Source organism: Cupriavidus campinensis (genome assembly GCF_905397395.1).
Taxonomy (GTDB): Bacteria; Pseudomonadota; Gammaproteobacteria; order Burkholderiales; family Burkholderiaceae; genus Cupriavidus; species Cupriavidus campinensis.
Genome location: NZ_CAJPVH010000036.1, coordinates 17,341 through 42,187 on the forward strand (window position 1 = coordinate 17,341; position 24,847 = coordinate 42,187).

General features: G+C 65.9%; 18 protein-coding genes. All 18 read right to left on the minus strand.

What is annotated here, in order from left to right:
• Nucleotides 1-3 precede the first annotated feature (3 nt).
• The gene (locus KHO18_RS18745; RefSeq protein WP_144203386.1) at nucleotides 4-1,119 is read right to left on the minus strand and encodes a YbdK family carboxylate-amine ligase; all 1,116 of its coding nucleotides are present in this window, start codon (nucleotides 1,117-1,119) and stop codon (nucleotides 4-6) included.
• Nucleotides 1,119-2,342, minus strand: a complete 1,224-nt coding sequence (locus KHO18_RS18750; protein WP_186296993.1) for a cation:proton antiporter — start codon at nucleotides 2,340-2,342, stop codon at nucleotides 1,119-1,121. Before KHO18_RS18750 ends, KHO18_RS18745 begins: the two co-directional genes overlap by 1 nt.
• A gap of 194 nt (nucleotides 2,343-2,536) precedes the next feature.
• Nucleotides 2,537-4,480: a hypothetical protein gene (locus KHO18_RS18755; RefSeq protein ID WP_144203382.1), complete on the minus strand. Its 1,944-nt coding sequence runs from the start codon at nucleotides 4,478-4,480 to the stop codon at nucleotides 2,537-2,539.
• 193 nt (nucleotides 4,481-4,673) lie between these two features.
• A complete protein-coding gene (locus tag KHO18_RS18760) occupies nucleotides 4,674-5,825 on the minus strand; it encodes a branched-chain amino acid ABC transporter substrate-binding protein (protein WP_144203380.1) in 1,152 nt (383 codons plus the stop codon).
• A gap of 184 nt (nucleotides 5,826-6,009) precedes the next feature.
• A complete protein-coding gene (putA, locus tag KHO18_RS18765) occupies nucleotides 6,010-9,978 on the minus strand; it encodes a trifunctional transcriptional regulator/proline dehydrogenase/L-glutamate gamma-semialdehyde dehydrogenase (protein WP_144203378.1) in 3,969 nt (1,322 codons plus the stop codon).
• A 185-nt stretch (nucleotides 9,979-10,163) separates the two neighbouring features.
• Nucleotides 10,164-12,461, minus strand: coding sequence for a primosomal protein N' (locus KHO18_RS18770; protein WP_211943683.1), 2,298 nt, complete (start codon nucleotides 12,459-12,461; stop codon nucleotides 10,164-10,166).
• 514 nt (nucleotides 12,462-12,975) lie between these two features.
• The gene (gene hemE, locus KHO18_RS18775) at nucleotides 12,976-14,064 is read right to left on the minus strand and encodes a uroporphyrinogen decarboxylase (protein WP_211943684.1); all 1,089 of its coding nucleotides are present in this window, start codon (nucleotides 14,062-14,064) and stop codon (nucleotides 12,976-12,978) included.
• Nucleotides 14,065-14,128: 64 nt separating this feature from the next.
• Nucleotides 14,129-15,085: an alpha/beta hydrolase gene (locus KHO18_RS18780; protein ID WP_144203372.1), complete on the minus strand. Its 957-nt coding sequence runs from the start codon at nucleotides 15,083-15,085 to the stop codon at nucleotides 14,129-14,131.
• An 837-nt stretch (nucleotides 15,086-15,922) separates the two neighbouring features.
• The gene (locus KHO18_RS18785) at nucleotides 15,923-16,339 is read right to left on the minus strand and encodes a F0F1 ATP synthase subunit epsilon (RefSeq protein WP_144203370.1); all 417 of its coding nucleotides are present in this window, start codon (nucleotides 16,337-16,339) and stop codon (nucleotides 15,923-15,925) included.
• A gap of 109 nt (nucleotides 16,340-16,448) precedes the next feature.
• A complete protein-coding gene (atpD, locus tag KHO18_RS18790) occupies nucleotides 16,449-17,852 on the minus strand; it encodes a F0F1 ATP synthase subunit beta (RefSeq protein ID WP_144203368.1) in 1,404 nt (467 codons plus the stop codon).
• Between the two features lie 33 nt (nucleotides 17,853-17,885).
• The gene (gene atpG / locus KHO18_RS18795; RefSeq protein WP_144203366.1) at nucleotides 17,886-18,761 is read right to left on the minus strand and encodes a F0F1 ATP synthase subunit gamma; all 876 of its coding nucleotides are present in this window, start codon (nucleotides 18,759-18,761) and stop codon (nucleotides 17,886-17,888) included.
• Nucleotides 18,762-18,835: 74 nt separating this feature from the next.
• Nucleotides 18,836-20,377 carry a F0F1 ATP synthase subunit alpha gene (gene atpA, locus KHO18_RS18800; RefSeq protein WP_144203363.1) on the minus strand — a complete coding sequence of 514 codons (1,542 nt, stop codon included), beginning with the start codon at nucleotides 20,375-20,377 and terminating at the stop codon, nucleotides 18,836-18,838.
• A gap of 39 nt (nucleotides 20,378-20,416) precedes the next feature.
• Entirely contained in the window at nucleotides 20,417-20,959 is a 543-nt protein-coding gene (locus KHO18_RS18805) for a F0F1 ATP synthase subunit delta (protein WP_144203361.1), read from the minus strand.
• 2 nt (nucleotides 20,960-20,961) lie between these two features.
• Nucleotides 20,962-21,432 (minus strand): F0F1 ATP synthase subunit B, encoded by a 471-nt coding sequence (locus KHO18_RS18810; protein WP_144203359.1) that lies wholly within the window; start codon nucleotides 21,430-21,432, stop codon nucleotides 20,962-20,964.
• Between the two features lie 105 nt (nucleotides 21,433-21,537).
• Entirely contained in the window at nucleotides 21,538-21,804 is a 267-nt protein-coding gene (gene atpE / locus KHO18_RS18815; protein ID WP_092138471.1) for a F0F1 ATP synthase subunit C, read from the minus strand.
• A gap of 63 nt (nucleotides 21,805-21,867) precedes the next feature.
• On the minus strand, nucleotides 21,868-22,737 hold the full coding sequence (atpB, locus tag KHO18_RS18820; RefSeq protein ID WP_144203357.1) for a F0F1 ATP synthase subunit A: 870 nt from the start codon (nucleotides 22,735-22,737) through the stop codon (nucleotides 21,868-21,870).
• 266 nt (nucleotides 22,738-23,003) lie between these two features.
• A complete protein-coding gene (locus tag KHO18_RS18825) occupies nucleotides 23,004-23,552 on the minus strand; it encodes an ATP synthase subunit I (protein ID WP_144203355.1) in 549 nt (182 codons plus the stop codon).
• A gap of 388 nt (nucleotides 23,553-23,940) precedes the next feature.
• The gene (locus tag KHO18_RS18830; RefSeq protein WP_144203353.1) at nucleotides 23,941-24,843 is read right to left on the minus strand and encodes a ParB/RepB/Spo0J family partition protein; all 903 of its coding nucleotides are present in this window, start codon (nucleotides 24,841-24,843) and stop codon (nucleotides 23,941-23,943) included.
• Nucleotides 24,844-24,847: the final 4 nt, after the last annotated feature.

The following is a 24,847-nucleotide window of genomic DNA, read 5'->3' on the forward strand; positions in this document are numbered from 1 at the left end:
GCTTCAGGCTTCCCAGCGCTCGCAGGTACGCCGCACGGTTTCGCGCAGGCTGTGCGCATCGGCATCGACGGTGCGCACCCAGTGCGCGTCGTTGTCGCGGCTCGAGGCCAGCGCGCGGATGTTCTCGAGCGCCTTGAGCGACCCGAGCGCCTCCGCGTGCGGCACCAGCGCGTCGCAAATCGACAAAATATGATCCGAGATCGGCATCCGCGTCAGTTCGTTCGGATGCACGTACTCGCCCTCCAGCCCGAAGCGGCACGCCTGGAAGCGGTTGAAGGTGTACACCAGGTAGTCGTCTTCCTGCGGCATGAACGGCCGTGACAGCAGCAGGTAGCGCGCCAGCGCCTGGATGTACGCCGCGATGTCGCAGGCGCGCTCCACGGTCAGCGGGGTGTCCATCACGCGCACCTCGATCGTGCCGAACTCCGGCTTGGGACGGATATCCCAATAGAAGTCCTTCATGCTCTCGATCACGCCCGTGTTGCGCATCTTGTTGAAGTACGCCGTGAAGGCGTCCCACGTCAGCACGTGCGGCGCGCGGCCGCTCATCGGGAACGCCGCCACCGAGTTCAGCCGCGCCGAGGCAAAGCCGGTATCCACCCCCTGCACGTACGGCGACGACGCCGCCAGCGCAATGAAGTGCGGCACGTAGCGGCCGATGGCGTGGAGCAGGAACAGCGACTCGTCCGCGCTCGGGCAGCCGATGTGGACGTGCTGGCCGAACACCGTGAACTGCTTGGCGAGGTAGCCGTACAGCTCGGAAATGTACTGGTAGCGCGGCGAATCGGAGATGGTCCGGTCCGACCATTGCTGGAACGGATGGGTGCCGCCGCCGCAGATGCCCAGGTTCAGCGAGCGGGAGGCGCGCGTCATCAGGTCGCGCATGACCGTCAGCTCCTCCAGCGCCTGCGCGTAGTCGCGGCAGATGCCGGTACTGATCTCGATCATCGACGGACTGATCTCGGGCTTGATGTCCCCCGCGTGCTGGGCGCCCTTGAGCGCACGCAGCAGATCCGGCGCAAACGGCGCCAGGTCATAGTCATGACGGTTCACGAGCTGGAGTTCCAGCTCCACGCCAAACGTCAGCGCCTCGGAATGCTTGAACGGTTCGAGCGACATCAGCGCCCTCCTCCATTGTCACGCGCCTCGCCGGCATAGCGCAGCGCCCAGGACGCGATGACCGGCCCCAGCAACTGTTCGATGGCCAGCGCGCACAGGATGATCGATGCCAGCGGCCCGCCGGTGCTCGGGTACAGGCGCGCCACGTCGTTCATCAGCAGGTAGGCCAGCCCAGACATCGGCGCCAGCGCCAGCCCCAGCGCCATGCACTGGCGCAGGCTCAAGCCCGAGAACGATCCGAGCGACACCACGCCGGCCAGCTTCGCCACATGGCGCATCACGACCAAGGCCACCGCCAGCGTGCCGCCGACCACCCAGTCATGCGCCGTCAGCGGCAGGCCCAGCGACACCACCATCACGATGATCAGCAGGCTCCCGGCGCTGCCGAAGTGCGCCGGCCACACGTGCGGCTGGCGGTCCTGGTGCTTGAAGACCACGCCGGCCAGCATCAGCGTCAGCGGCATGGACAATTTTAGGACGCGCGTCAGCGCCAGCGTGAACAACACCAGCCCCACCAGCACCAGGAAGCTGTAGTGATCGTCCGCGGACATGCGCGCGTACAGCGCGTGCCCGAGCTTGCCCACCACCCACGCCAGCAGGCACGAGCCCACCAGCAGGTAGAGCGGATGCAGCAGCGCCGCGCCGATATTGCCGTATTCGGAATGGAGCCAGCCCGTGGCCACCTGGACGATGGCCGCCGCGTAGATGCTGTTCAGCGCCGCCATGGCCATCAGCCGTTCCGTGACCTGCCCCTCGGCGCGCAGTTCGTTCTTGAGCTGGAGCACGATGGTGGGCGAGGTACTGACCGCGATGCCGCCGGCCAGGATCGCCACGCCCGGCGACGCCCCGAGCCACTGGAGTACCGTGGCAACCAGCCCCCAGGTCAGCAGGCTCTCGGCCGCGCTGGTAAACAATAGCCAGCGGTTGGCGCGCAGCCATGACAGCGACAGCCGGTGGCCGAGTTCGAACAGGGCCAGGGCCAGCGCCATGTCGATCAGCACCCGCGTCTGCAGGATCATGTTGTCGTCGACGATGCTGCGGCCGAGCATGCCGGCGAACAGCCCCACCACCGCGTAGCCGACGATGCGCGGCAGGCCCAGCCAGCGGCGGCAGACCTCTCCGGCCAGGCCCGCGCCAACCAGCGCGAGACCCACCCAGAACAGGCCGCCCGGCACCAGCGGCAGGGTCGGGAAAAGTTGGCTCAATCCGTTCATGGCCGACATGGTAACGGAAGCACTTGGGTTGCAGTGTCGGGCTTTGTCCGACCCCCCATGGAAGATGCCGGCAACTCACGGCAACTTCCAATAAAAAACGCCATCGTCGGCGATGGCGTTTTGTAGGAGTTTCAAGAATCAGAATCGGGGACGGTTTCCCGGGCCGGTTTCAGCGCCCGGAGCTCCCTCGCACCGCCCCGAAGTTACACACCCCACACCTTCCACTTCGGACGGGTGGCCTTCAGGCTGGCCTCCGCCTTGGCGTACAGCGGGCGGGTGCGGCCCTTGTCCGCGCCGAGGTTGCGGGCGCGTTCGAACCAGCCCAGCGCCGTCTCGCGCTGGCCCATGCCCAGCGCCGCCAGCACCGCGTGCAGCCAGGTTTCGGCATCCCAGTCGGCGCGGGCGGCGAAGGCCAGCTGGAAGTCGGTCAGCGCTTCCGGAAACTGCTCCATCTCCGTCAGCAGCCGGGCCCGCTGGGCGCGCGGCGCGGCCTGGTCGGCCGGATCGCCCTCGGTCAGCAACACCGCCCGCTCGAACAGCGGCAGCGCGCGGGCCGGCTCGGCCAGTTCGTGCCAGATCTGGCCGAAGCGGTTGAACAGCCACGCGTCCTCCACCAGCAGCGAGCGGCGTTGCAGGGCTTCGAGTTCACCCAGGGCGTCGATCTTGTCGTGCTCGTCCATCGCCGCCATGCCCGCCTGCAGCAACGCCGCATAGTGGGCGCGGGCGTGCGCCATGGCGTGGGCGCCGGCGGTGCGGGCCTCCACGGGCAGCGCGTCCAGCCGCGCATCCATATGGGTGATGGCGGCGCGCGCGGATTCGGTGGCATCGCGCCCGCCCAGCGCGCGCCAGGCGGCTACCAGCCGGCTGAACGCCCACGTCACATCGGCCGGATTGCGCTCCACCGGGTAGCGGTTGAGCACCTCGCCGGCCAGCTCCACCACCTGCTTGTGCTGGCCCGCCGACGCATGGGCGTCGAGCAGGTCGATCCAATGGTCGATGAAATCGCTCGCGGCCATGCCCTTGTGGTGCAGTGCCACTTTTTCCTCGACATGGGCGGCATCGGCCGGCAGCAGGCGCGCCGTGAGCCGGCACAGCAGCGAGTACAGGTGCGGGTCGGCGTTGCCGCCGTGGCCGTCGGCATCGCCCTCACCTGTGGAAAAGTAGGCTTCGAAGCGCTCCAGCCCTTTGCGGCAGGTGGCCTCCAGCATCGGCTTCAGGGCCGACTCGGACGCCGGCACCTCGTCGATGAACGCGCCCAGCGCCGTGGCGGCGTGGAAGTAGGCGGCGCCGTCGTCGGCATCGGCGGTCATGGCGAAACCCTGCCAGGCCGGCGGCGTACCCGGCGCTGCGTCGGCAGACTGATGGCGCCAGGTCAGGTCGCGTACCTGCGCCTGCGGGTCGGGCCGCTGGCGCAGGTAGGTGGCCAGGTCGTCCAGCGCGCCGGCGCGGTCGCTGCCCAGCCGCAGCGGCGCGCGCAGCCGGCGCGCCTCGGGGTGATCGGGGTGCTCGGCCAGCACGCGCTCGGCCTCCATGCCCGCCATGGCGTCGCCGGCTTCCGGCGTCAGGTCGAGCAATTCGGGGGAATCGAGGGCGATACGGGCCAGGCAGATGCGCATCAGCGGCTCGCCAAGCTGGCTGGCGGCGTCGGCACGATCCACGTAGTCCTGCACCAGCGGCAGGATATCGGCGGCGCCGAGATCCGGCGCGCGATACAGCAGGTCGTGCCAGTAGCGGCCCGCGCGGGCGAAATCGTTGAGCCGGAAGGCGACGAAGCCGGCGTAGAAGTGCGCGGCCCACTCGCCCGACGCCAGCCCGTTGCGGCGCGCGGCCTCGTGGAGCCACGGCAGCGCCTCGGCGTCCTGCCCCTGGCGCATCAGCAGCGTGCCGTAAAGATGGGCGAGCGCGCCGCGCGACGCCCAGCGGTGCACCGGCGCCAGCGGCAGCTCGGGCAGACGGGCCATGGCGGCCTCCAGCGCGGCCAGCGCGCCGGGCACATCGTCCTGGTCCGCATGCAGTTGCGCCTGCAGCGCGGCGTAGTCGACCACTTCGGGGTGGGCCTCGCAAAGCTGGTCGGCGATCTGTAGCGCCTCGGCGTGGCGCCCGGCATTGGCTAGCGCAATCGCGTGCTCATAACTGACTTCCTGCACGGACGGCTCCTATGGAAAAAGTATGCAAAAGCGCGATTATGCGCCAACGCCGGGAAAGACCATGGGAAGAACAGCGGGGGAAACCCATCTGCTTTGGTATAAAAAAACGCCACCCGGGGGGTGGCGTGAGTCCTGCAGGCGCGCCGGCCGGAGGAAAGCCAGCCGGCGGCCCTGTGTCTTGCGCAGTCAGGGCTTACTTGCCGCCCACCGTTTCCAGCACGGTCCACTTGCCGTCCACGACCTTGTAAACGGTAATGCCGCCGTCCTTCAGGTCACCGCGGGCGTCATAGGCCAGCGTCTTGGTGGTCACGCCCTGCATGTTGGTCGCGGCCAGTACCGGCAGGTAACGCGCCGGGTCAGCCGAGCCGGCCTTGATCATCGCCGTCATCATGGCGGTGGCGCCGTCATAGGCGTACGGCGAGTAGGTCTGCACCTTGCCGCCGAAGCGCTTTTCGTACTTCTTCTCGTACGCGGCGCCGCCCGGCATCTGGTCCAGCGGCAGGCCGGCCAGCGACACCACCGTGCCATCGGCCGCCGAGCCGGCCAGCTTCAGGAAGTTGTCGGTCTTCGACATTTCGCCCGACACCAGCGGCGCCTTCAGGCCCAGTTCCTTGACCTGCTTGGCCATCGGGGCCGATTGGGTCTCGGCGCCGCCGTAGAAGATCACGTCCGGGTTGCTGCGCTTCAGGTTGGTCAGCACGGCCTTGAAGTCCACCGCCTTGTCGTTGGTGAACTCGCGGCGCACGATCTTGCCGCCGGCGGCCTTGGCGGCCTTCTCGAACTCGTCAGCCAGACCCTGGCCGTAGGCGGTACGGTCATCGACGATGGCGATGTTCTTGGCACCCAGCTTCTTCACCACAAAGGCGCCGATCACCGAACCCTGCTGGGTATCGGACGTCATCATGCGGAACGTGGTCTTGAAGCCCTGGCGCGTGTACTCGGGGGCCGTGGCCATGGCGATCTGGGGAATGCCGGCGCGGTTGTAGACCATCGACGCCGGGATGCTGGTGCCCGAGTTGAAGTGGCCGAGCATGCCCTGGATGCCCGAGTCCACCAGCTTCTGGGCCACCACGGAACCCGTCTTCGGATCTGCCTGGTCATCTTCCGAGACCAGCACGAACTTGACTTCCTTGCCGCCGATCTTCGGCTTGGTGGCGTTCATGTCCTCGATGGCAAGGACCACGCCGTTCTGCATGTCCTTGCCGTACTGCGCCTGGCCGCCGGTCATCGGGGCGGCGAAGCCCAGCTTGATTTCCTGCGCCTGCGCGAAGGCAGCCTGCGCGGCGGTCAGGCCTGCAACGGCCATGGCAACGGTCATGGCCGTTTTCTGGAATGTCGAGCTCATCAGTTCTCCTTGGGTCCCATTGGGTGCTTAGGGTGCCGTATTGTGGCTGCGCGGCCGGCCTCCGGCGCGCATCGCGGACCGGCGTTGGCAGCACCGCTCCGTTCCTCGGTTGCGCGGCGGGGTCGGGATCGCCGGCCCCCACCGCACGCATCGACAACCGATCAACTAAGGACTTGCTTAATACTTAGCCAATCGTCATCAGACTTGCATTGCCGCCCGCTGCCGCCGTGTTGACGGACAGCGAACGCTCGATCAACAAACGCTCCAGCGCGACATTCGGTTCACCGTGAGCCAACCCCTGCACGCCGACGATGGGACCAGGCCGCTGGGCCACCTGTTCGCAGACGGTACGCAGCTGGTCGGAATCGCCGTGGTGCAGCACCGCGTCGAAAGCGGCGTCCGCAGCCTGCGCATCTTGCCAGTTGGCGGCCAGGCGGACGCGCGATTGTACTGCCTGGGGCAGGCGCGACAGCAAGCCCTTGTTTGCAGTGGTGTCTGGCCACAACGCCTGGGCGCCCACGGCCAGTACGGCGGCCAGCTGGGTGAGCAGGTCTGCCTCTTGCTGGGCCAGGCACAGCACCCGCTCGCGCGGCAGCAGCGAGTAGGTATTGCGCTCGCCGGTGGGGCCGGGCAGCGTCACGGCCAGGCCGGACGGGCTCGCCTCGGCGAAGCGGTCGCAGGCGGCCGCCAACTCGGGTTGCGAGCCCTGCGCCCACGCCTTCAGCGCGGCCAGGCCGGATGAGACCGGCGCAACCTGCGCCCCGCCGTTGGTATCGGCGCTACGCACGGTGCGGGCCACGGCGTCCTGCGGGCACACCGACAGCAGGCGGTGCAGGTAGAGCGGGCCGCCCGCCTTGGGGCCGGTGCCGGACAGGCCCTCGCCACCAAACGGCTGCACGCCAACCACTGCACCAACAATGTTGCGATTCACATACAGGTTGCCCACATGGGCACGATCCACGATGCGGGCGATGGTTTCGTCAATCCGCGTATGGATGCCCAGCGTCAGGCCATAGCCGGTGCCGTTGATCTGGTCGATCATCGTGTCGAGCGCGGCGCGCGGGTAGCGCACCACGTGCAGCACCGGGCCGAAGACCTCGCGTTGCAACTCATCCAGGCTTTCCAGCTCGATCAGCGTGGGCGGCACGAAGGTGCCGTGGCGGCAGGCGGCAGACTGCGCGGCGCCCGGATCGGCCTGATGGACACGGCGGCCCTTGGCGCGCATCGCCTCGATATGGCGGACGATGCCGGTACGCGCTTCGTCGTCGATCACCGGGCCGACGTCGGTCGAGAGGCGGTCCGGGTTGGCCAGCGTCAGCTCGCCCATCGCGCCCTTGAGCATTTCCAGGATGCGGTCGGCCACGTCTTCCTGCAGGCACAGCACGCGCAGCGCGGAGCAGCGCTGGCCAGCCGAGTCGAAGGCGGAGGACACCACGTCCGCCACCACCTGCTCGGCCAGCGCGGACGAATCCACGATCATCGCGTTCTGGCCGCCGGTTTCGGCGATCAGCGGGATCGGACGGCCGGCGGCGTCCAGACGGCCAGCCACGTTGCGTTGCAGCAGGCGCGCCACCTCGGTGGAGCCGGTGAACATCACGCCCTTGACGCGGGCATCGCCCACCAGCATGGCGCCGACGGTCTCGCCGCGGCCCGGCAGCAGTTGCACGGCACCAGCCGGCACGCCGGCCTCGCGCAGCAGGCGCACGGCCTGGGCGGCGATCAGCGGGGTCTGCTCGGCCGGCTTGGCCAGCACCGGGTTGCCGGCGGCCAGCGCGGCAGCCACCTGGCCGGTGAAGATCGCCAGCGGGAAATTCCACGGGCTGATGCAGACCACCGGGCCCAGCGGGCGATGGGTATCGTTCGAGAAGCCCTCCCGCACCTGCACCGCGTAGTAGCGCAGGAAGTCCACGGCCTCGCGCACTTCGGCAATCGCGTTCGAGAAGGTCTTGCCGGCCTCGCGCATGATGGTGCCCATCAGCGACTGCATCTGGGCTTCCATCAGGTCAGCGGCGCGCTCCAGGGCGGCGGCGCGCACCTCGGGCGGCGTGGCCTGCCAGATCGGCGCCACGTTGACGGCGGCGGCCAGCGCGGCCTCGATCTCGTCCGGTGTGGCTTCGCTGACGTGGCCCACCACGTCGCGGTGGTCGGCCGGATTCAGCACCGGGGCGAACACGGCGTCGGCGCGCGACACATCGCCACCCAGCAGCGGCTCGGCACGCACGGTGTCGCTCGTGCCGGCCAGCAGCGCCGACGACAGCGACGCCAGCCGGTGCTCGTTCGACAGATCGATACCGATCGAATTGGCGCGCGACTTGCCATACAGCGCGCGCGGATGCGGGATGCGCGGGTGCGGCAGGCCGAGCGTGCCTTCGGTCTTGTGCATCTGCTCGACCACGGCCACCGGGTCGGCCACCAGTTCGTCGAGGGCGATGGTGTCGTCGGCAATCCGGTTCACGAACGACGTATTTGCGCCATTTTCCAGCAGGCGGCGGACCAGATAGGCCAACAGCGTTTCGTGCGTGCCCACCGGCGCGTAGATCCGGCAAGGCCGGTTGAACTTGCCCTCGGCAAGGGGACCCACCACCTGGTCGTACAGCGGCTCGCCCATGCCGTGCAGGCACTGGAACTCGTATTGGCCGGGGTAGTAGTTCTGGCCGGCGATCTGGTAGATCGCCGAAAGCGTGTGCGCGTTGTGCGTGGCGAACTGGGGATAGATCGCGTCGGGCACGGACAGCAGCTTGCGCGCGCAGGCGATGTACGACACATCGGTGTACACCTTGCGCGTATAGACCGGGTAGCCCTCCAGGCCATCGACCTGCCCGCGCTTGATCTCGCTATCCCAATAGGCGCCCTTGACCAGGCGGATCATCAGGCGGTGCCGGCTGCGGCGCGCGAGGTCGATCACATAGTCGATCACGAACGGGCAGCGCTTCTGGTAACCCTGCACCACGAAGCCGATGCCGTTCCAGCCGGCGAGGTCGGGTTCGAAGCAGAGGCGTTCGAGCAGGTCGAGCGAGATTTCGAGGCGGTCTGCCTCTTCCGCATCGATATTGATGCCGATGTCGTACTGGCGCGCCAGCATCGTCAGGGACTTCAGGCGGCCGTAGAGTTCCGAGATCACGCGCTCGTGCTGGGCGCGGCTGTAGCGCGGATGCAGCGCGGACAGCTTGATCGAGATGCCCGGGCCCTCGTAGATGCCCCGGCCGCGTGACGCCTGGCCGATGGCGTGGATGGCCTGCTCGTAGGAGGCCAGGTAGCGCTGGGCGTCGGCCTCGGTCATGGCGGCTTCGCCGAGCATGTCGTACGAGTAGCGGAAGCCTTCGGCCTCGTATTTCCGGGCGTTGGCGAGCGCCTCGGAGATGGTCTCGCCGGTGACGAACTGCTCGCCCATCAGGCGCATGGCCATATCCACGCCCTTGCGGATCAGCGGCTCGCCGCCCTTGCCGATGATGCGCGTCAGCGCCTTCGACAGCCCGGACTCCGTATGCGTGGCGACCAGCTTGCCGGTCAGCAGCAGGCCCCAGGTGGCGGCGTTGACGAACAGCGACGGGCTCTGGCCCAGGTGCGACTGCCAGTTGGCGCCGCTGATCTTGTCGCGGATCAGCGCATCACGCGTGGCCTTGTCGGGAATGCGCAGCAGCGCTTCGGCCAGGCACATCAGCGCCACGCCTTCCTGCGACGACAGCGAAAATTCCTGGATCAGGCCCTGCACCAGCCCTTCTCGGCCGGTGCCCACCTTCTGCTCGCGCAGGCGCTGGGCCAGCGTCTTGGCCATCTTGATCGCGGCGTCGGCCTGTTGCTGCGGCAGGCGGGCCTGTTCCAGCAGCACCGGCACGCAATCGGTTTCCGGGCGACGATAGGCCGAGGTAATCGCAGCGCGCAGCACGGACTGCGGCTGGATACTCTGGGCGAATTCGAGGAATGGCTGCGGGGCGGTGTCGCCCGGTTGCACCTCGGTGTCGCTGCCGTCGGCGTCCGCGCTGGCGCCGAACCCGCCCTCGTGCGGCAGATGGCCGCGCTCGACCTGCTCCAGATACGTGAAGATCGCCTGCTTGATCAGCCAGTGCGGGGTGCGGTCGATCGATTGGGCAACGCGTTTGAGGCGGTCGCGCGAGGCGTCGTCGAGCTTGACGCCGAGGGTGGTGGTGGCCATGCGAGCAGTTCTCCGAAAAGCGGGGGAAGCGGCCACGCGGTCCGCGCGCGGTGCGCACGCGAGCCCCGGCCGCTTCAGGGCTGCCGCGATATTACCCTCGGAAAATTGCGAGGTGCAACCTAGTGCAACCCCTTAGCCTGCGAAGGGGTGCGACGGTTGCACCACTACAACACTTTGCACGCCGTCTAGATCCGCAGCGGGTCGATCTCCAACTGCCAGCGCACCCCCTTCACGGCGCTGCCGACCTCGCCAAATGTTTGCACCCACTCGCTCACAAACCGTTGCAACACCGGGCGGGCGCTCGCTTCCACCAGCATCTGCGCACGCTCCTTGTTGAAGATCCGCACCATCGACATCGGCACCGGGTCGTGGAGTTGCACCTCTGGCGCCAGCGCACAGGCATCGGCCCGTTCGCGCGCGGCCTGGAGGAAGGCCAGCGCCCGTTCGAGCTGGCCGTGCTCGGCCGTGACCAGCACTTGATAGGCGAATGGCGGCAGGCTGGCCTGACGGCGCTCGCGCAACTGGCTGGCGGCAAATCCATCATAGTCATGCCGGACCAGCGCCTGCAACGCCGGGGCGTCCGGGTAACGGGTCTGGATCAAGACTTCGCCCGGCAGCCCGGCCCGGCCCGCGCGGCCGGAGACCTGCATCAGCGACGCGAACAGGTGCTCGGCGGCGCGGAAGTCGTGACTGAACATCGCGGCGTCCGGATGGACGATGCCGACCAGCGTCACGCGCTGGAAGTCGTGGCCCTTGGCCACCATCTGCGTGCCAACCAGGATGTCGACCTCGCCCGCGTGGACTTCGTCGAACATCGCCTGCGCGGTGCCCTTGCGGCGCGTGGAGTCGGCGTCGATCCGGGCGATGCGGGCGTCTGGAAAACGCGTGGCGAGGGCCTCCTCGATGCGCTGCGTGCCCCGCCCAAGTGGCACAATATCGACATTGCCGCAGTCAGGGCAGTGATGCGGCACTGGCGATTCCAGCCCGCAGTGGTGGCAGCGCAGCCGGCGCTCCGGCCGGTGCAGCACGAGGTACGCCGAGCAACGCGGGCAGCCGGAGAGCCAGCCACAGCTATCGCAGGCCAGCACCGGCGCATAGCCGCGCCGGTTCAGGAACAGCAGGCTTTGCTGGCCGCGCTCCAGCCGTTGCTGGATGGCGTCCAGCAGCGGCACGGAGAGCCCTTCGAACAGATGGCGCTGGCGCTGCCGCTCATGGTTCAGGTCGATCAGCCGCACAGTGGGCAGCGCGGCGTCCGCCTGGGCGCGCTCGCGCAGCACGAGCTTGCGGTAGGCGCCCTGCTCGGCGCGATGCCAGGTCTCCATGGACGGCGTGGCGGAGCCCAGCACGATGCCGATCTTCAATTGGTTGGCGCGCCAGACGGCCAGGTCGCGCGCCGAGTAGCGCAGCCCTTCCTGCTGCTTGTATGACGTATCGTGCTCTTCATCGACGACAATCAGCCGCAAGTGCGGCATCGACGCCAGCACCGCCATCCGCGTACCCAGCACGATGCGCGCCTCGCCGCGATGGGCGGCGAGCCATTGCAGACTGCGCTCCTGATCGGCCAGCCCGCTGTGGAGCACGGCCAGCGGCTCATGCGGGAAGCGGGCGGCAATGCGGGCCTGGAGCTGCGGCGTGAGATTGATCTCAGGCACGAGCATCAGGATCTGCGCGGCGGGGTCGGCGGCCAGCAGGCTCGCCATGGCGTGCAGGTAGACCTCGGTTTTGCCGCTGCCGGTGACGCCGTGTAGCAGGAACGGCGCGAAGCCTTCGGCGCCGGCGATGGCGTCCACGGCCTGCCGCTGCTCGTCGTGGAGGGGCGGCGCGACGGAGGGTGGCTGGTCCGGCGCAATATCGAGCAGCCTTCGCGCAGCAATCGACGATTCGATCCAGCCGGCGCCTTCCCACTCGGCCAGCCGGGCGGGGGCGGCGGTGCAGAGGGCGCGGGCGTCCGCCAGACCGATCCAGTCCGGCGTTGCGGCCAGCGCGGCGGCCAGCGCATGGGCGGTGCGGGAGCGCGTGGGTACGGCGGCGCGCAAGGCATCGCCCTGCCCTTCGCGTACCCGGTACTGCGTGCTTTGGGCGCGTTGGCCGAGGCGACCCCACGTCTCGGCCTCGCGCAGCGAGGGCGGCAGCGCAGGCAGCATGACCTCGCCCAGCCGGCGGTGGTAGTAGCGCGCCGCAAAACGGGCCAGCGCCATCCATTCGGCGTTCAGCGGGGGCATCCAGCCGATATGGCGCTCCACCGGGCGCAGGCGGTCCGGGGGCACATCGCTGCTGTCGGCCATCTCCACGGCCACGCCGACCATGCTGCGGCGGCCGAACGGCACCACCACGAGGTCACCCGGGGCCACGCCATGCGCGGCCACGTAGTCGAAACAGTCGTCGGCCGGGGTATCGAGCGCCACGCGCACGATTGGTGCCGGGCCCGGGGAGGCTTCCAATGTCTGTGATGTTTGCGCGACGTCGAGCAGGGGGACGGTCATCGGCGGCCCCCCGACTGGTGCAGCCCGGGTGCGCAATCGTTGTGCATGCGGCGCATGGTCGACACCATGAGAAAAGTCTGTGTGCGGCGCAACATCAACTTAAAGTAAAACTTCAAATGTGACCCTAAGTCGATGATCCATGGATGGTTTTCCACCTCCCCCGGAGTGCCTGTGGATAACTTTGTTGAAAAGTCGCGCCAACTTCCCCGGAAGGCGCTTAAATCCACGGTTCCATCGCTGTCGGCAGCTCGCTTGAAGAAGATTCAAAGCCTTATGAATCAAGGACTTGCGAAGACCCCCCAACTGAGTTAAGGGGTAACCCGCTCGTGCACTGCCGCAAACCTATCAGTGTGCATAAGTCAAGCCTTGACAACGGCCCATCGGCACCTTTTTGGAGACAAATCAAAAAATAGTTTACTTGACAGCCCCTGGCGTGAGCCTCCCCGTGCACAAGGCCGGCGCACGGACCCGCGTCGCTGCGACGCGGGGTATTTCAAACGGCCGACAGACTGTGTTACCGCGCGCCGCGCAGGGCGCGACTGTAACGATGCACCTCGTCCACCAGCACGGAAACGCTCTCGGGCGGCGTGAACTGCGAGATGCCATGGCCGAGGTTGAACACGTGTCCGTCACTCCCGCCGCCGGCGGCGTAGGTGTCGAGAACGCCACGCACCTGCTCGCGGATGGCCGCTTCGGGCGCGAACAGCACGGTCGGATCGATATTGCCCTGCAAGGCCACCTGCCCGCCCGTGCGGCGACGGGCCTGGGCGAGGTTCACGGTCCAGTCGAGACCGATGGCATCGGGACCGATCTCGGCGATTTGCTCGAGCCAGTGGCCGCCGCCCTTCGTAAAGACAATCGCCGGAATCTGCTGGCCCTCGTGCTCGCGCTTGAGGCCGGCCAGCACGCGCCGCATGTATTCGAGCGAGAAGCGCTGGTACATGCCGTCGGCCAGCGCGCCGCCCCAGGTATCGAACACCATGACGGCCTGCGCGCCCGCCTCGATCTGGGCGTTCAGGTAGGCGGACACGGCCTGCGCGTTGATGTCGAGGATGCGATGCATCAGGTCCGGGCGGCCGTACATCATCGCCTTGACCGTGCGGAAGTCGTCCGAGCCGCCGCCTTCGACCATGTAGCAGGCCAGCGTCCACGGGCTGCCCGAGAAGCCGATCAGCGGCACGCGCTGGCAGCCGTCCTGGATCAGCGCGCGGCGGATCTCGCTCACGGCGTCAAAAACGTATTGCAGGGACGCCATGTCCGGCACGGCGAGCCTGGCCACATCGCCTTCAGTGCGCAGCGGGTGCGCGAAGCGCGGGCCTTCGCCTTGGGCGAACGACAGGCCGAGGCCCATCGCGTCGGGCACGGTGAGGATGTCCGAGAACAGGATTGCGGCGTCTAGCGGATAGCGGTCGAGAGGCTGAAGCGTCACTTCCGTTGCGTAGGCGGGATTCTTCGCCAGCCCGAGGAAGCTCCCCGCGCGGGCGCGCGTGGCGTTGTATTCGGGCAGGTAGCGGCCCGCCTGGCGCATCAGCCACAGCGGCGTGTACTCGGTGGGTTGCCGGCGCAGCGCGCGCAGGAAGGTATCGTTCTGCAATGCGGTCATGGTCATCCTCTCAAGACCGCCATTCTAAGGGATGGCCGCCGCCGCACGCTGTTCGGGAAAGATGTCACGCATCGTCGAAGATGCCGACGAAGGCCTGCGCGGCACGGCGCATCCACTCGCGGGCGCGCGGCGCGTCCGGTTGCAGGCGGGCGAAGCCGTGGGTCATGCCGCTGGCCTCGATCGTGACGACCATGGCGTCGTGGCGCACGAGGAAATCCGCGTAGGCAAGGCCGTCATCGCGCAATACGTCGTTGGCGGCTACCAGCACCACGCTGGCCGGCGGCAGCTGCGACGGCGCGGTGGCCATCAAATGGATGCGTGGGTCGGTGGTCTCGGGGCCACGGGTCAGGGCGTCGGCGCCGATGAACTGGGTCCAGAACCAGGCCATCTCGTCACGCGTCAGGCCAGGGCCATCGGCGAAGGCGCGGTAGCTCTCCGTGGTCAGCACCGGCGCGGTAACCGGATAGATCAGCAGCTGCGCGTTGACGACTGGCGCGCCAGCGGCGGCATTGACCTCGCGGGCGGCCAAGGCGGCGAGGTGTCCACCCGCGCTATCGCCGGCCACGGCGAGGAAGTCGGGATCGACGTCGAGCGCTTCGCGCATTGCCGCCAGCGCGCGCACGGCGTTAATGGCGTCATCGCACGGTGCGGGGAAAGCGTGTTCTGGCGCGAGCCGGTAGTCGACACTGGCCACCGCGCAGCCCGTGTCTTCGGCCAGTAAGGCAGCTACCGTGTGGTGGGTGCGCGGCGAGCCGACCACCCAGCCGCCGCCATGGAAATAGACGATCAGGCGCGGGCGTGCCACCTCGGCAGGGCGAAACAGGCGCACGGGCAGCGATGCCGCGCCTGGCTCGAGCGCGATGTCGGTGACGCCCATCCCCGCTGGGTCATCGATCAATGACTGCGCGGCCACCTCGTCGAAGCGGGCGCGGCGTGCGGACGCATCAACGGGTACGGGCTGGCCGGCGTACTGCTCGGCCATGCGTTGGTAATAGGCGAGAATCTGGGGATCGATGGCCATGGCGCGTCGTGGAAAATCTAAACTGGCGCCAGTGTAATCGCCCGTCGGGCGGGCGGCGAAGGAAACAAAGCGGCGAAGGGTGCGCTTGAACCGTATCGAATCGTAACGCTAGAGGCGCTAGCGAACACAGTTTTAAAGCGGGAGTTTTCTTTATCCCCCAAAAGTGGGGCATGCGGATTATGTATTCGCAGAAAACCTAATGCATTCAGTAGCCTAGCACTTAAATGTCTTAACATTGGCTTACCGGAGCCACATCGATCCGTGTGCAGATTGCGCCTCGAACGGCGCATAAAAGCGGCTAAAACGCCGGATTTTTACCCGCCGGGCTTTCAACTACTTGCAAAACGATACATTTTGTTACTGCCATCCCCAGAAGTTTCCCCCACAATGCATTGACACACCGAACGCTGGTGTGAAGTGTCCCCACCCGTAAAGTATTGAAAAATAAGGGGATGCGGAAGAAAGCCTGAAAGAGTTTGCTTGGCAGTATTCCGATTTTCCGGACCAGCAAGTCAGAACTTGCCGATCCGGAGCACCAGGAAAGACCGATCGGCGCGTGGCTTGAGTTTCCCCGGATGTGATGTCGGGGACTCGCCAAGAGATGCGGAGAGAAGACTCCGATGCGCTCGTGAGTAAATCCTGGACCGAACCCGTTCCTTCGAATTGACCCCTCGAAGGGATTTTCCCGTCCGCGCGGAGCCTCCCCGGCCCGCGCGCTTTTTTTTGTGGTCCAGGCAAGAAAATATAGCGCCCGCCGAACAAAAAAGGCAGCCACATGGCTGCCTTTTTCCATGGCGCACCGAAAAAACAACAGGTGCGCCAGTCCTACTTAACTGCTTACTTCTTACGACGCAGACGGGCGATGGCTGCCAGCTGCGCAGCGGCCACGGCCAGCTCGCTCTGCGCGCGCGCCAGATCCAGGTCGCTGCCCTGGTTCTGCATCAGTTCCTCGGCCGCACGCTTGGCGTCCCGCGCCTTGGCCTCGTCCAGGTCGCTACCGCGGATGGCGGTATCGGCCAGCACGGTCACGTGCTTCGGCTGGACTTCGAGAATGCCGCCGGCAACGAACACGAACTCTTCGCTACCGTCTTCCTTCTCGATGCGCACCGCACCCGGCTGGATGCGGGTGATCAGCGGCGTGTGGCCCGGCAGGATACCCAGTTCACCCGTCTCGCCCGGCAACGCCACGAACTTCGCCTGACCGGAGAAGATCGACGCTTCCGCGCTGACGACGTCTACAAGAATGGTTGCCATATCAGATCCTTTCTCCTGAAAGCGTTAGCTTCCCGATACCAGGAAGCAAGTTTTCGCCTCCACGCGGGTCGCGGCAATCGCCACGGTGCATGAAGGCGAAACACACCGCTTACTGGAGCTTCTTGGCCTTCTCGAAGGCTTCGTCGATCGAACCGACCATGTAGAACGCCTGCTCGGGCAGGTGATCGCACTCGCCATCCACCAGCATCTTGAAACCACGGATGGTTTCCTTCAGCGGCACGTACTTGCCCGGCGAACCCGTGAACACTTCGGCCACGTGGAACGGCTGCGACAGGAAACGCTGGATCTTACGGGCGCGGGACACGGCCAGCTTGTCTTCCGGCGACAGTTCGTCCATGCCCAGAATCGCGATGATGTCGCGCAGTTCCTTGTAGCGCTGCAGGGTCTGCTGCACGCGGCGGGCCACTTCGTAGTGTTCCGTGCCGACGACTTGCGGATCCAGCTGGCGCGACGTGGAGTCGAGCGGGTCAACGGCCGGGTAGATACCCAGCGCGGCGATGTCACGCGACAGCACCACGGTGGAGTCCAAGTGCAGGAAGGTCGTGGCGGGCGACGGGTCGGTCAAGTCATCCGCAGGCACGTACACGGCCTGGATCGACGTGATCGAGCCAGTCTTGGTCGACGTAATGCGCTCCTGCAGCTTGCCCATTTCCTCGGCCAGCGTCGGCTGGTAGCCCACGGCGGAAGGCATACGGCCCAGCAGTGCGGACACTTCGGTACCGGCCAGCGTGTAGCGGTAGATGTTGTCCACGAAGAACAGGATGTCGCGGCCTTCGTCACGGAAGCGCTCGGCCATGGTCAGGCCGGTCAGCGCCACGCGCAGACGGTTGCCCGGCGGCTCGTTCATCTGGCCGAACACCATGGCCACCTTGTCGAGCACGTTCGAGTCCTTCATTTCGTGGTAGAAGTCGTTCCCTTCACGGGTACGCTCGCCCACGCCGGCGAACACCGACAAACCGCTGTGCTGCTTGGCGATGTTGTTGATGAGCTCCATCATGTTCACGGTCTTGCCCACGCCGGCGCCACCGAACAGGCCCACCTTGCCGCCCTTTGCGAACGGGCAGACCAGGTCGATCACCTTGATGCCGGTTTCCAGCAGGTCCACCGACGGCGACAGTTCGTCGAACCTCGGGGCCTTCTGGTGGATGCCGCGCAGCTCGTCAGCCTGGATCGGGCCGGCTTCGTCGATGGGACGACCCAGCACGTCCATGATGCGGCCCAGCGTACCGTGGCCAACCGGCACGGAGATGGGGGCGCCGGTGCTCTTGACCGGCATGCCGCGGCGCAGGCCGTCGGACGAACCCAGGGCAATGGTACGCACCACGCCGTCGCCCAGCTGCTGCTGCACTTCGAAGGTCAGGCCCTTCTCGGCAAACGACGAGTCGCCGGATTCTTCCAGCACGAGCGCGTCGTACACCTTCGGCATTGCGTCGCGCGGGAACTCGATGTCCACCACGGCGCCAATGCACTGCACAATATTTCCGATACTCATTTCGTATCTCCGATAGCTTGAATACTTGACGCCTTAGACCGCAGCGGCACCGCTGACGATTTCCGACAGTTCCTTGGTGATCGCTGCCTGACGGGTCTTGTTGTAGACCAGTTGCAGTTCGCCGATCACGTTCTTGGCGTTGTCGGAAGCAGCCTTCATGGCCACCATGCGCGCCGATTGCTCGGACGCCATGTTCTCGGCCACGGCCTGGTACACCAGCGCTTCGACATAGCGGACGAGCAGCTCTTCCACTACGGTCTGGGCGTCAGGCTCGTAGATGTAATCCCACGAGTAGGCACGCTTTTCGTCTTCGGTCTGGCTGAGCTTGTCGGCTGCCAGCGGCAGCAGTTGCTCGACCATCGGCTCCTGCTTCATCGTATTGATGAACTTGGTGTACGCCAGGTACACCACGTCGACCTCGCCATTGGCGAATGCGTCGAGCTGGACCTTGATCGCGCCGATGAGCTTTTCCAGATGCGGGGTGTCACCGAGGTGCACCACATGCGAGACCACCTTGGCGCCAATGCGGCCCAGGAACTGCATGCCCTTGGTACCGATCGCGGTCGCTTGCACGTCCACGCTGCGGCCCTGCAGGGTCTTCAGTTCATTGGTCACCGCGCGCAGCACGTTCGTGTTCATGCCGCCGCACAGGCCCTTGTCCGTCGTCACCACGATCAAGCCGGCGCGCTTCACATCGCGGGCCTGCATGAACGGATGCTTGAACTCGGGGTTGGCCGTAGCCAGGTGCGCCGCGATATTCCGCACTTTCTCGGCGTAGGGGCGGGCATTCCGCATCCGTTCCTGCGCCTTGCGCATCTTGGACGCGGCGACCATCTCCATCGCCTTGGTGATCTTGCGCGTGTTCTGCACGCTCTTGATCTTGGTTCGAATCTCTTTCGTTCCGGCCATATCTTCCTCTCCATTCGATTCGCGCCGCGCTGCCGTTGCTCCCGGCGCGCGGCGCGATCCGTGGAATTACGCGGTTAGAACGCGGCGGACTTCCTGAAATCCTCGATCGCGGCACGCAGAGCGGCCTCGTCGTCCTTCGACAGATCCTTGGTATCTTCGATGCGGTTGACGAGATCGGCGAACTTGGTCTTCAGGTGGTCGTGGAGGCCCTTCTCGAACGGCAGGATGTCCTTCACGTCCACGTTGTCCAGGAAGCCGTTGTTCGCGGCGTACAGCGACGCGGCCAGTTGCCACACCTGCAGCGGCTGGTACTGCGGCTGTTTCAGCAGTTCCGTCACGCGGCGGCCGCGCTCCAGCTGCTTGCGGGTGGCATCGTCCAGGTCCGAGGCGAACTGCGCGAACGCAGCCAGCTCACGGTACTGGGCCAGGTCGGTACGGATACCGCCGGACAGCTTCTTGATGACCTTGGTCTGGGCAGCACCACCCACGCGCGACACCGAGATACCGGCGTTGATAGCGGGGCGGATACCGGCGTTGAACAGGTCGGTTTCCAGGAAGATCTGGCCGTCGGTGATCGAGATCACGTTGGTCGGCACGAATGCGGACACGTCACCCGCCTGCGTTTCGATCACGGGCAGCGCGGTCAGCGAACCGGTCTTGCCGGTCACGGCGCCTTTGGTGAACTTCGACACGTAGTCTTCGTTCACGCGGGCAGCACGCTCGAGCAGACGCGAGTGCAGGTAGAACACGTCGCCGGGGTAGGCTTCGCGGCCCGGCGGGCGGCGCAGCAGCAGCGACACCTGGCGGTAGGCCCAGGCTTGCTTGGTCAGGTCGTCATAGACGATCAGCGCGTCTTCGCCGCGGTCGCGGAAGTACTCGCCCATCGTGCAGCCGGCGTAGGCGGCCAGGTACTGCATGGCGGCCGAGTCCGAAGCGGCAGCGGCCACGACGACGGTGTATTCCATCGCGCCGTGCTCTTCCAGCTTGCGCACCACGTTGGCGATCGTCGAAGCCTTCTGGCCGATTGCCACGTACACGCAGAAGACGCCCTTGCCCTTCTGGTTGATGATGGCGTCGACAGCCACGGCGGTCTTGCCGGTCTGGCGGTCGCCAATGATCAGCTCACGCTGGCCACGGCCGATCGGCACCATCGCGTCGATCGACTTCAGGCCGGTCTGCACCGGCTGGCTCACCGACTGACGCGCGATCACGCCCGGGGCCACCTTCTCGATCACGTCCGATTCCTTGGCGTTGATCGGGCCCTTGCCGTCGATCGGCTGGCCCAGCGTGTTCACCACGCGGCCCAGCAGTTCGCGACCCACCGGCACTTCCAGAATGCGGCCGGTGCACTTCACCGTGTCGCCTTCGGAAATGTGTTCGTAGTCACCCAGCACCACGGCGCCCACGGAGTCACGCTCCAGGTTCAGCGCCAGGCCAAAGGTGTTGCCGGGGAATTCCAGCATCTCGCCCTGCATCACGCCGGACAGGCCGTGCACGCGGCAGATACCATCGGTCACGGAGATCACCGTGCCGGTGTTGCGCACTTCAGCGTCGGCGCCAAGACCCGAGATGCGGGACTTGATCAGCTCGCTGATTTCTGAGGGGTTCAGTTGCATCACAATGCTCCTAATTCTTCAATCCGTCGGCCGTTGCGGTCAGGCGGTCAGCGCGGCTTGCATGGCAGCCAGGCGCGCGCGCACGGAGGTGTCGAGCACTTCGTCGCCGACCTTGACGCTCACGCCGCCGATCAGGGACGGGTCCACCGCCACCTGTGCGTACAGCTTGCGACCGAACTTGCGTTCGAGTGCGGCGACCAGTTCGTTGACTTGCGAGGTCTCCAGCGGGAAAGCGCTGGTGATCTCGACGTCGGACGACCCCTCGCGGGCGTTCTTGAGCGCATGGAACTGTTCGGCGATTTCCGGCAGCACCGTCAGGCGGTTGTTCTCCGCCAGCAGGTTCACGAAGCGGCGTGCCTCGTCGTTGACCGGGCTCTTCAGCACCGACAGGAACACTTCCGCCAGCTTCTGGGCGGAAACGTTCGGATCGTCGGCAAGCGCCTTCATGTCGGGATTGGCGGCAACCTGCCCCATCTCCGACACCAGTTCGGACCATGCACCCAGGTTGCCTGCACCGGCTTCGCTCGCGACGCGGAACAGCGCCTCGGCGTAGGGACGGGCAATGGTTGCGGTTTCAGCCATGATTAGAGCTCAGCCTTGAGTTGATTGAGCAGGTCGGCGTGCACCTGCGCGTTCACTTCACGCTTGAGGATCTGCTCGGCGCCCTTCACGGCCAGCGTGGCAACCTGGTCGCGCAGCTGTTCGCGGGCGCGGGTCACTTGCTGGTCCGCCTCGGCCTTGGCCTGGGCGATGATGCGTGCGGCTTCTGCCTGGGCGTTCTGCTTGATCTCGTCGGCCGTCAGTTGGGCGCGCTTCTCGGCGTCAGCGACGCGTTGGGCGCCCTCGGTGCGGGCTTCGGCCAGGGCCTGGTCCACACGCTTGTTGGCGAGTTCGAGCTCGGCCTTGCCTTTTTCGGCAGCGGCGAGGCCATCGGCGATCTTCTTTGCGCGTTCGTCGAGCGCCTTCACCAGCGGCGGCCAAATGAATTTGGCAACAACCCACCACAGGATGAAGAACACGACCATCTGCGCAAAAAACGTTGCGTTCAGATTCATGGTGTGTTCCTTTCGGTAATCAAACTACAGATAAATGCACAAGGGCGGCCAGGCCATCGGACTGAGGCCTGCGCCGCCCGTCAGCATCATGCAGACCGAAAAGACTTACTGAATGACAGCCAGCAGCGGGTTGGCGAAGGCGAACAGCATTGCAACACCCACGCCGATCAGGAATGCCGCGTCGATCAGGCCAGCCAGCAGGAACATCTTGGTTTGCAGCGGGTTCATCAGCTCAGGCTGACGTGCGCATGCCTCGATGTACTTGCCGCCCATCAGGGCGATACCCAGGCAGGCACCGATGGCGCCCAGACCGATGATGATGCCGATGCCGATAGCGGTCAGACCCTGGATGTTGGCGAGATATGCTTGCATGATGACTCCTTTAAATTGAGAGAGACTTAGAACCAAAAAACCAAAAAACCAAAAACCGTGAAATCAGTGGTGATCGTGAGCCTGGCCGATGTACACCAGCGTCAGCATCATGAAAATGAATGCCTGCAGCAGCACGATCAGGATGTGGAAGATGGCCCAGACGGCGCCAGCAATCACGTGACCGACAAAGCCCAGTGCGGACAGATCGCCGCTGAACGTCCAGATCGAACCCAGCAGCGCGATCAGCAGGAACACGAGTTCGCCGGCGTACATGTTGCCGAACAACCGCATGCCGAGCGAAACGGCCTTGGCCAGGTATTCGATGATGTTCAGGATCAGGTTGAACGGGGCCAGGTACCACTTGGCGCCGAACGGGGCCGAGAACAGCTCGTGCATGAAGCCGCCCACGCCCTTGATCTTGAAGCTGTAGTAGATCATCAGCACCAGCACGGCGCACGACATGCCCAGCGTGCCGTTCAGATCGGCGGTGGCCACGGCGCGGTGATGCGGCAGGTGGAGGTGGAAGATGCCCAGCAGGTGGTTCAGGCCGGTGACCCAGTCCACGGGGATCAAGTCGATCGCGTTCATCACAGTGATCCAGCAGAACACCATCAGCGCCAGCGGGGCGATCCACGAGCGGTCGCCGTGGATGATGCCCTTGGCCTGGTCGTCCACCATCTCGACGATCATTTCCACGAAGGCCTGGAAACGGCCCGGCACGCCGGCTGTCACGCGGCGCGCGGCTGCGTACAGGAACAGCAGTGCGAGCACGCCGCACAGGACGGACCAGAACACCGTGTCATAGTTGATGACACTGAAATCGACCACGGACTGCTGCTTGCCGCCGATCGAATTCAAGTTCTGCAAATGTTCGGCGATATAGCCTGAGGGTGTGAGCGTATGCCCTGCGCCTTGCGTAGCTTCTGCTGACATGTCGATGCGAACCGTATATTGCGAAATGGATAGGCACTGGCCCCCGCTCTGGCGGAAGCCCGGTACGCGTCTTGCATGGCCTTCGGTCACGTGACCGGTCACCGCCAGGCAAGCCGCCTTGTTGTTCTGGGCAAACCTTGCTCACGCGGCACGGGCCCTTTCGAGACGCGCCGCGCGTGAAACTGAAACCTCTTGATATTCCGGAGGGGTGCCTCATTTCAATCGGCAGCCGACCCTTGCATCCGGCCACCGCTTCATGAATCCACTCAGCGAATCGCGAGTGCCACCCAATATGTCTTCAGCGCCAACAGGAACGTGACCAGCATCGGTACCCAGCGCAGATCGCGGTACAGCACCACCACCAGCACGAACAGTGCGACGGTGCCGAAGACCTTGATCGCCTCGCCGGCCACCAGGCCGCCGACCGACGGCTGCCCGCGCGACATCCACAGGCGCAGCGCGAAGAAACCGCTCGGCACGAAACACACCGTGCCGCCAAAGAACGCCGACCAGCCAGACGCCGCCTGCTCCTGCGCGAACACCGCCCAGGCCAGGGCCGACAGCAGCGTCACAACGACCTGCGCCATTACCACCCTGGCCGGCGTCATCCGCGACGGGCGCAGCGCTCGCTCGCCCAGCAGTGTCACCGCCTCGGCACGCGAGAGCGGATCGACAGCCTGTTCTTCATTCGCGCCATCATCGTCCCAGTCATCATCACGATCGCTCCAGTCGTCGTAACGACGAGCGGTTTTCGGATGTTCCGGAGACGCTGCACGGTCCAGCGAAGGGTCTTGCTGACGGTCTCGCACCACCACCTGCCTAGCCTCGTTCCAGGCCGGAACTTTTCGGGTCCGGCCAGAATTCAAACCGCACGATTCTACGGGGAATCCACGAGTCGAGTCAATCTGCTTTCAGTTAGCTTGCAGCATGTTGCGCACAACGGTTGCTATCACGCCTCCATGATGGCTGGCGGGATATTGCGCGGCAATGACGCAAGACGTAATTGGATTGCGCGCGCAAGGGGGCGCATGATGGCGATTTGACCTGTGCCCGAGCGGTGCACCCTGCCCTTCGACGGTGCAGGCCGTTCGGTTATCGCGCAGATTGTGGGACGCGCCGCAATGGCATCGCGGCATTGTCGCAACAGGCCGACAACCGCGTGCCGCCGGGACACAAAGCGGTTGCCGTAATGCGTGGTTGGCGTTAGGCCACGCGCTGGCCGTCCACCCGCTCGCGCAGGCGGGTGAGCACGCCGTCCAGGGCGTCGTTGCTGGTGAAGTGGATCGTCAGCTGACCCTTGCCGCGCGCGCCGAGCTTGATCTGCACGGCCAGGCCCAGCGTATCGGACAATTCTTCTTCCAGACGCGCCACGTCGCGCGTGCCGTTACCGGTCTTCTGCTTGAGCGACTTGAGGTCGAACGGCTTCAGCGTCGAGGTGACCAGCTTTTCGGTCTCGCGCACCGACAGCCGCTTGTTGACGATCTGGTTGGCCAGGGTGATCTGGTTGGCGCCATCCACGGCCAGCAGCGCACGCGCATGGCCCATGTCGAGGTCGCCCGCCATCAGCATCGTCTGCACGGGATTGGCCAGGTTCAGCAGGCGCAGCAGGTTCGACACCGCGCTGCGCGAACGGCCGACCGACTCGGCGGCCTGTTCGTGCGTGAACTGGAATTCGCGGATCAGCCGCATGATGCCCTGCGCTTCCTCAAGCGGGTTCAGGTCCTCACGCTGGATGTTCTCGATCAGCGCCATCGCGGCGGCGGCCTCGTCGGCCACGTCCTTCACGAGCACCGGCACCTTGTCCAGGCCCGCAATCTTCGAGGCGCGGAAGCGGCGTTCGCCGGCGATGATCTCGTAGCGGTCCGGCTCGGCCACGCGGCGCACGAGGATCGGCTGCATCAGCCCCTGCGCGCGGATGCTGGCGGCCAGCTCCTGCAGCGCGCCCTCGTCCATGCGCGTGCGCGGCTGGTACTTGCCCGGCTGCAGCTGCTCCAGGCGGAGCACGGTGGGCGCGCCCTCCTGCTTCGCGGTCTCGACGATCTCGGCGGGGCCGCCCAGCAGTGCCTCCAGTCCACGGCCGAGGCCCTTCTTCTTCGCGGTACTCATGGTC

Bases quoted from the DNA above. Each gene is read 5' to 3' on its own strand.
- KHO18_RS18745 (WP_144203386.1), bottom strand. From the start codon at position 1,119: ATGTCGCTCGAACCGTTCAAGCATTCCGAGGCGCTGACGTTTGGCGTG.
- KHO18_RS18750 (WP_186296993.1), bottom strand. From the start codon at position 2,342: ATGTCGGCCATGAACGGATTGAGCCAACTTTTCCCGACCCTGCCGCTG.
- KHO18_RS18760 (WP_144203380.1), bottom strand. From the start codon at position 5,825: ATGAGCTCGACATTCCAGAAAACGGCCATGACCGTTGCCATGGCCGTT.
- putA (WP_144203378.1), bottom strand. From the start codon at position 9,978: ATGGCCACCACCACCCTCGGCGTCAAGCTCGACGACGCCTCGCGCGAC.
- KHO18_RS18770 (WP_211943683.1), bottom strand. From the start codon at position 12,461: ATGACCGTCCCCCTGCTCGACGTCGCGCAAACATCACAGACATTGGAA.
- hemE (WP_211943684.1), bottom strand. From the start codon at position 14,064: ATGACCGCATTGCAGAACGATACCTTCCTGCGCGCGCTGCGCCGGCAA.
- KHO18_RS18780 (WP_144203372.1), bottom strand. From the start codon at position 15,085: ATGGCCATCGATCCCCAGATTCTCGCCTATTACCAACGCATGGCCGAG.
- KHO18_RS18785 (WP_144203370.1), bottom strand. From the start codon at position 16,339: ATGGCAACCATTCTTGTAGACGTCGTCAGCGCGGAAGCGTCGATCTTC.
- atpD (WP_144203368.1), bottom strand. From the start codon at position 17,852: ATGAGTATCGGAAATATTGTGCAGTGCATTGGCGCCGTGGTGGACATC.
- atpG (WP_144203366.1), bottom strand. From the start codon at position 18,761: ATGGCCGGAACGAAAGAGATTCGAACCAAGATCAAGAGCGTGCAGAAC.
- atpA (WP_144203363.1), bottom strand. From the start codon at position 20,377: ATGCAACTGAACCCCTCAGAAATCAGCGAGCTGATCAAGTCCCGCATC.
- KHO18_RS18805 (WP_144203361.1), bottom strand. From the start codon at position 20,959: ATGGCTGAAACCGCAACCATTGCCCGTCCCTACGCCGAGGCGCTGTTC.
- KHO18_RS18810 (WP_144203359.1), bottom strand. From the start codon at position 21,432: ATGAATCTGAACGCAACGTTTTTTGCGCAGATGGTCGTGTTCTTCATC.
- atpE (WP_092138471.1), bottom strand. From the start codon at position 21,804: ATGCAAGCATATCTCGCCAACATCCAGGGTCTGACCGCTATCGGCATC.
- atpB (WP_144203357.1), bottom strand. From the start codon at position 22,737: ATGTCAGCAGAAGCTACGCAAGGCGCAGGGCATACGCTCACACCCTCA.
- KHO18_RS18830 (WP_144203353.1), bottom strand. From the start codon at position 24,843: ATGAGTACCGCGAAGAAGAAGGGCCTCGGCCGTGGACTGGAGGCACTG.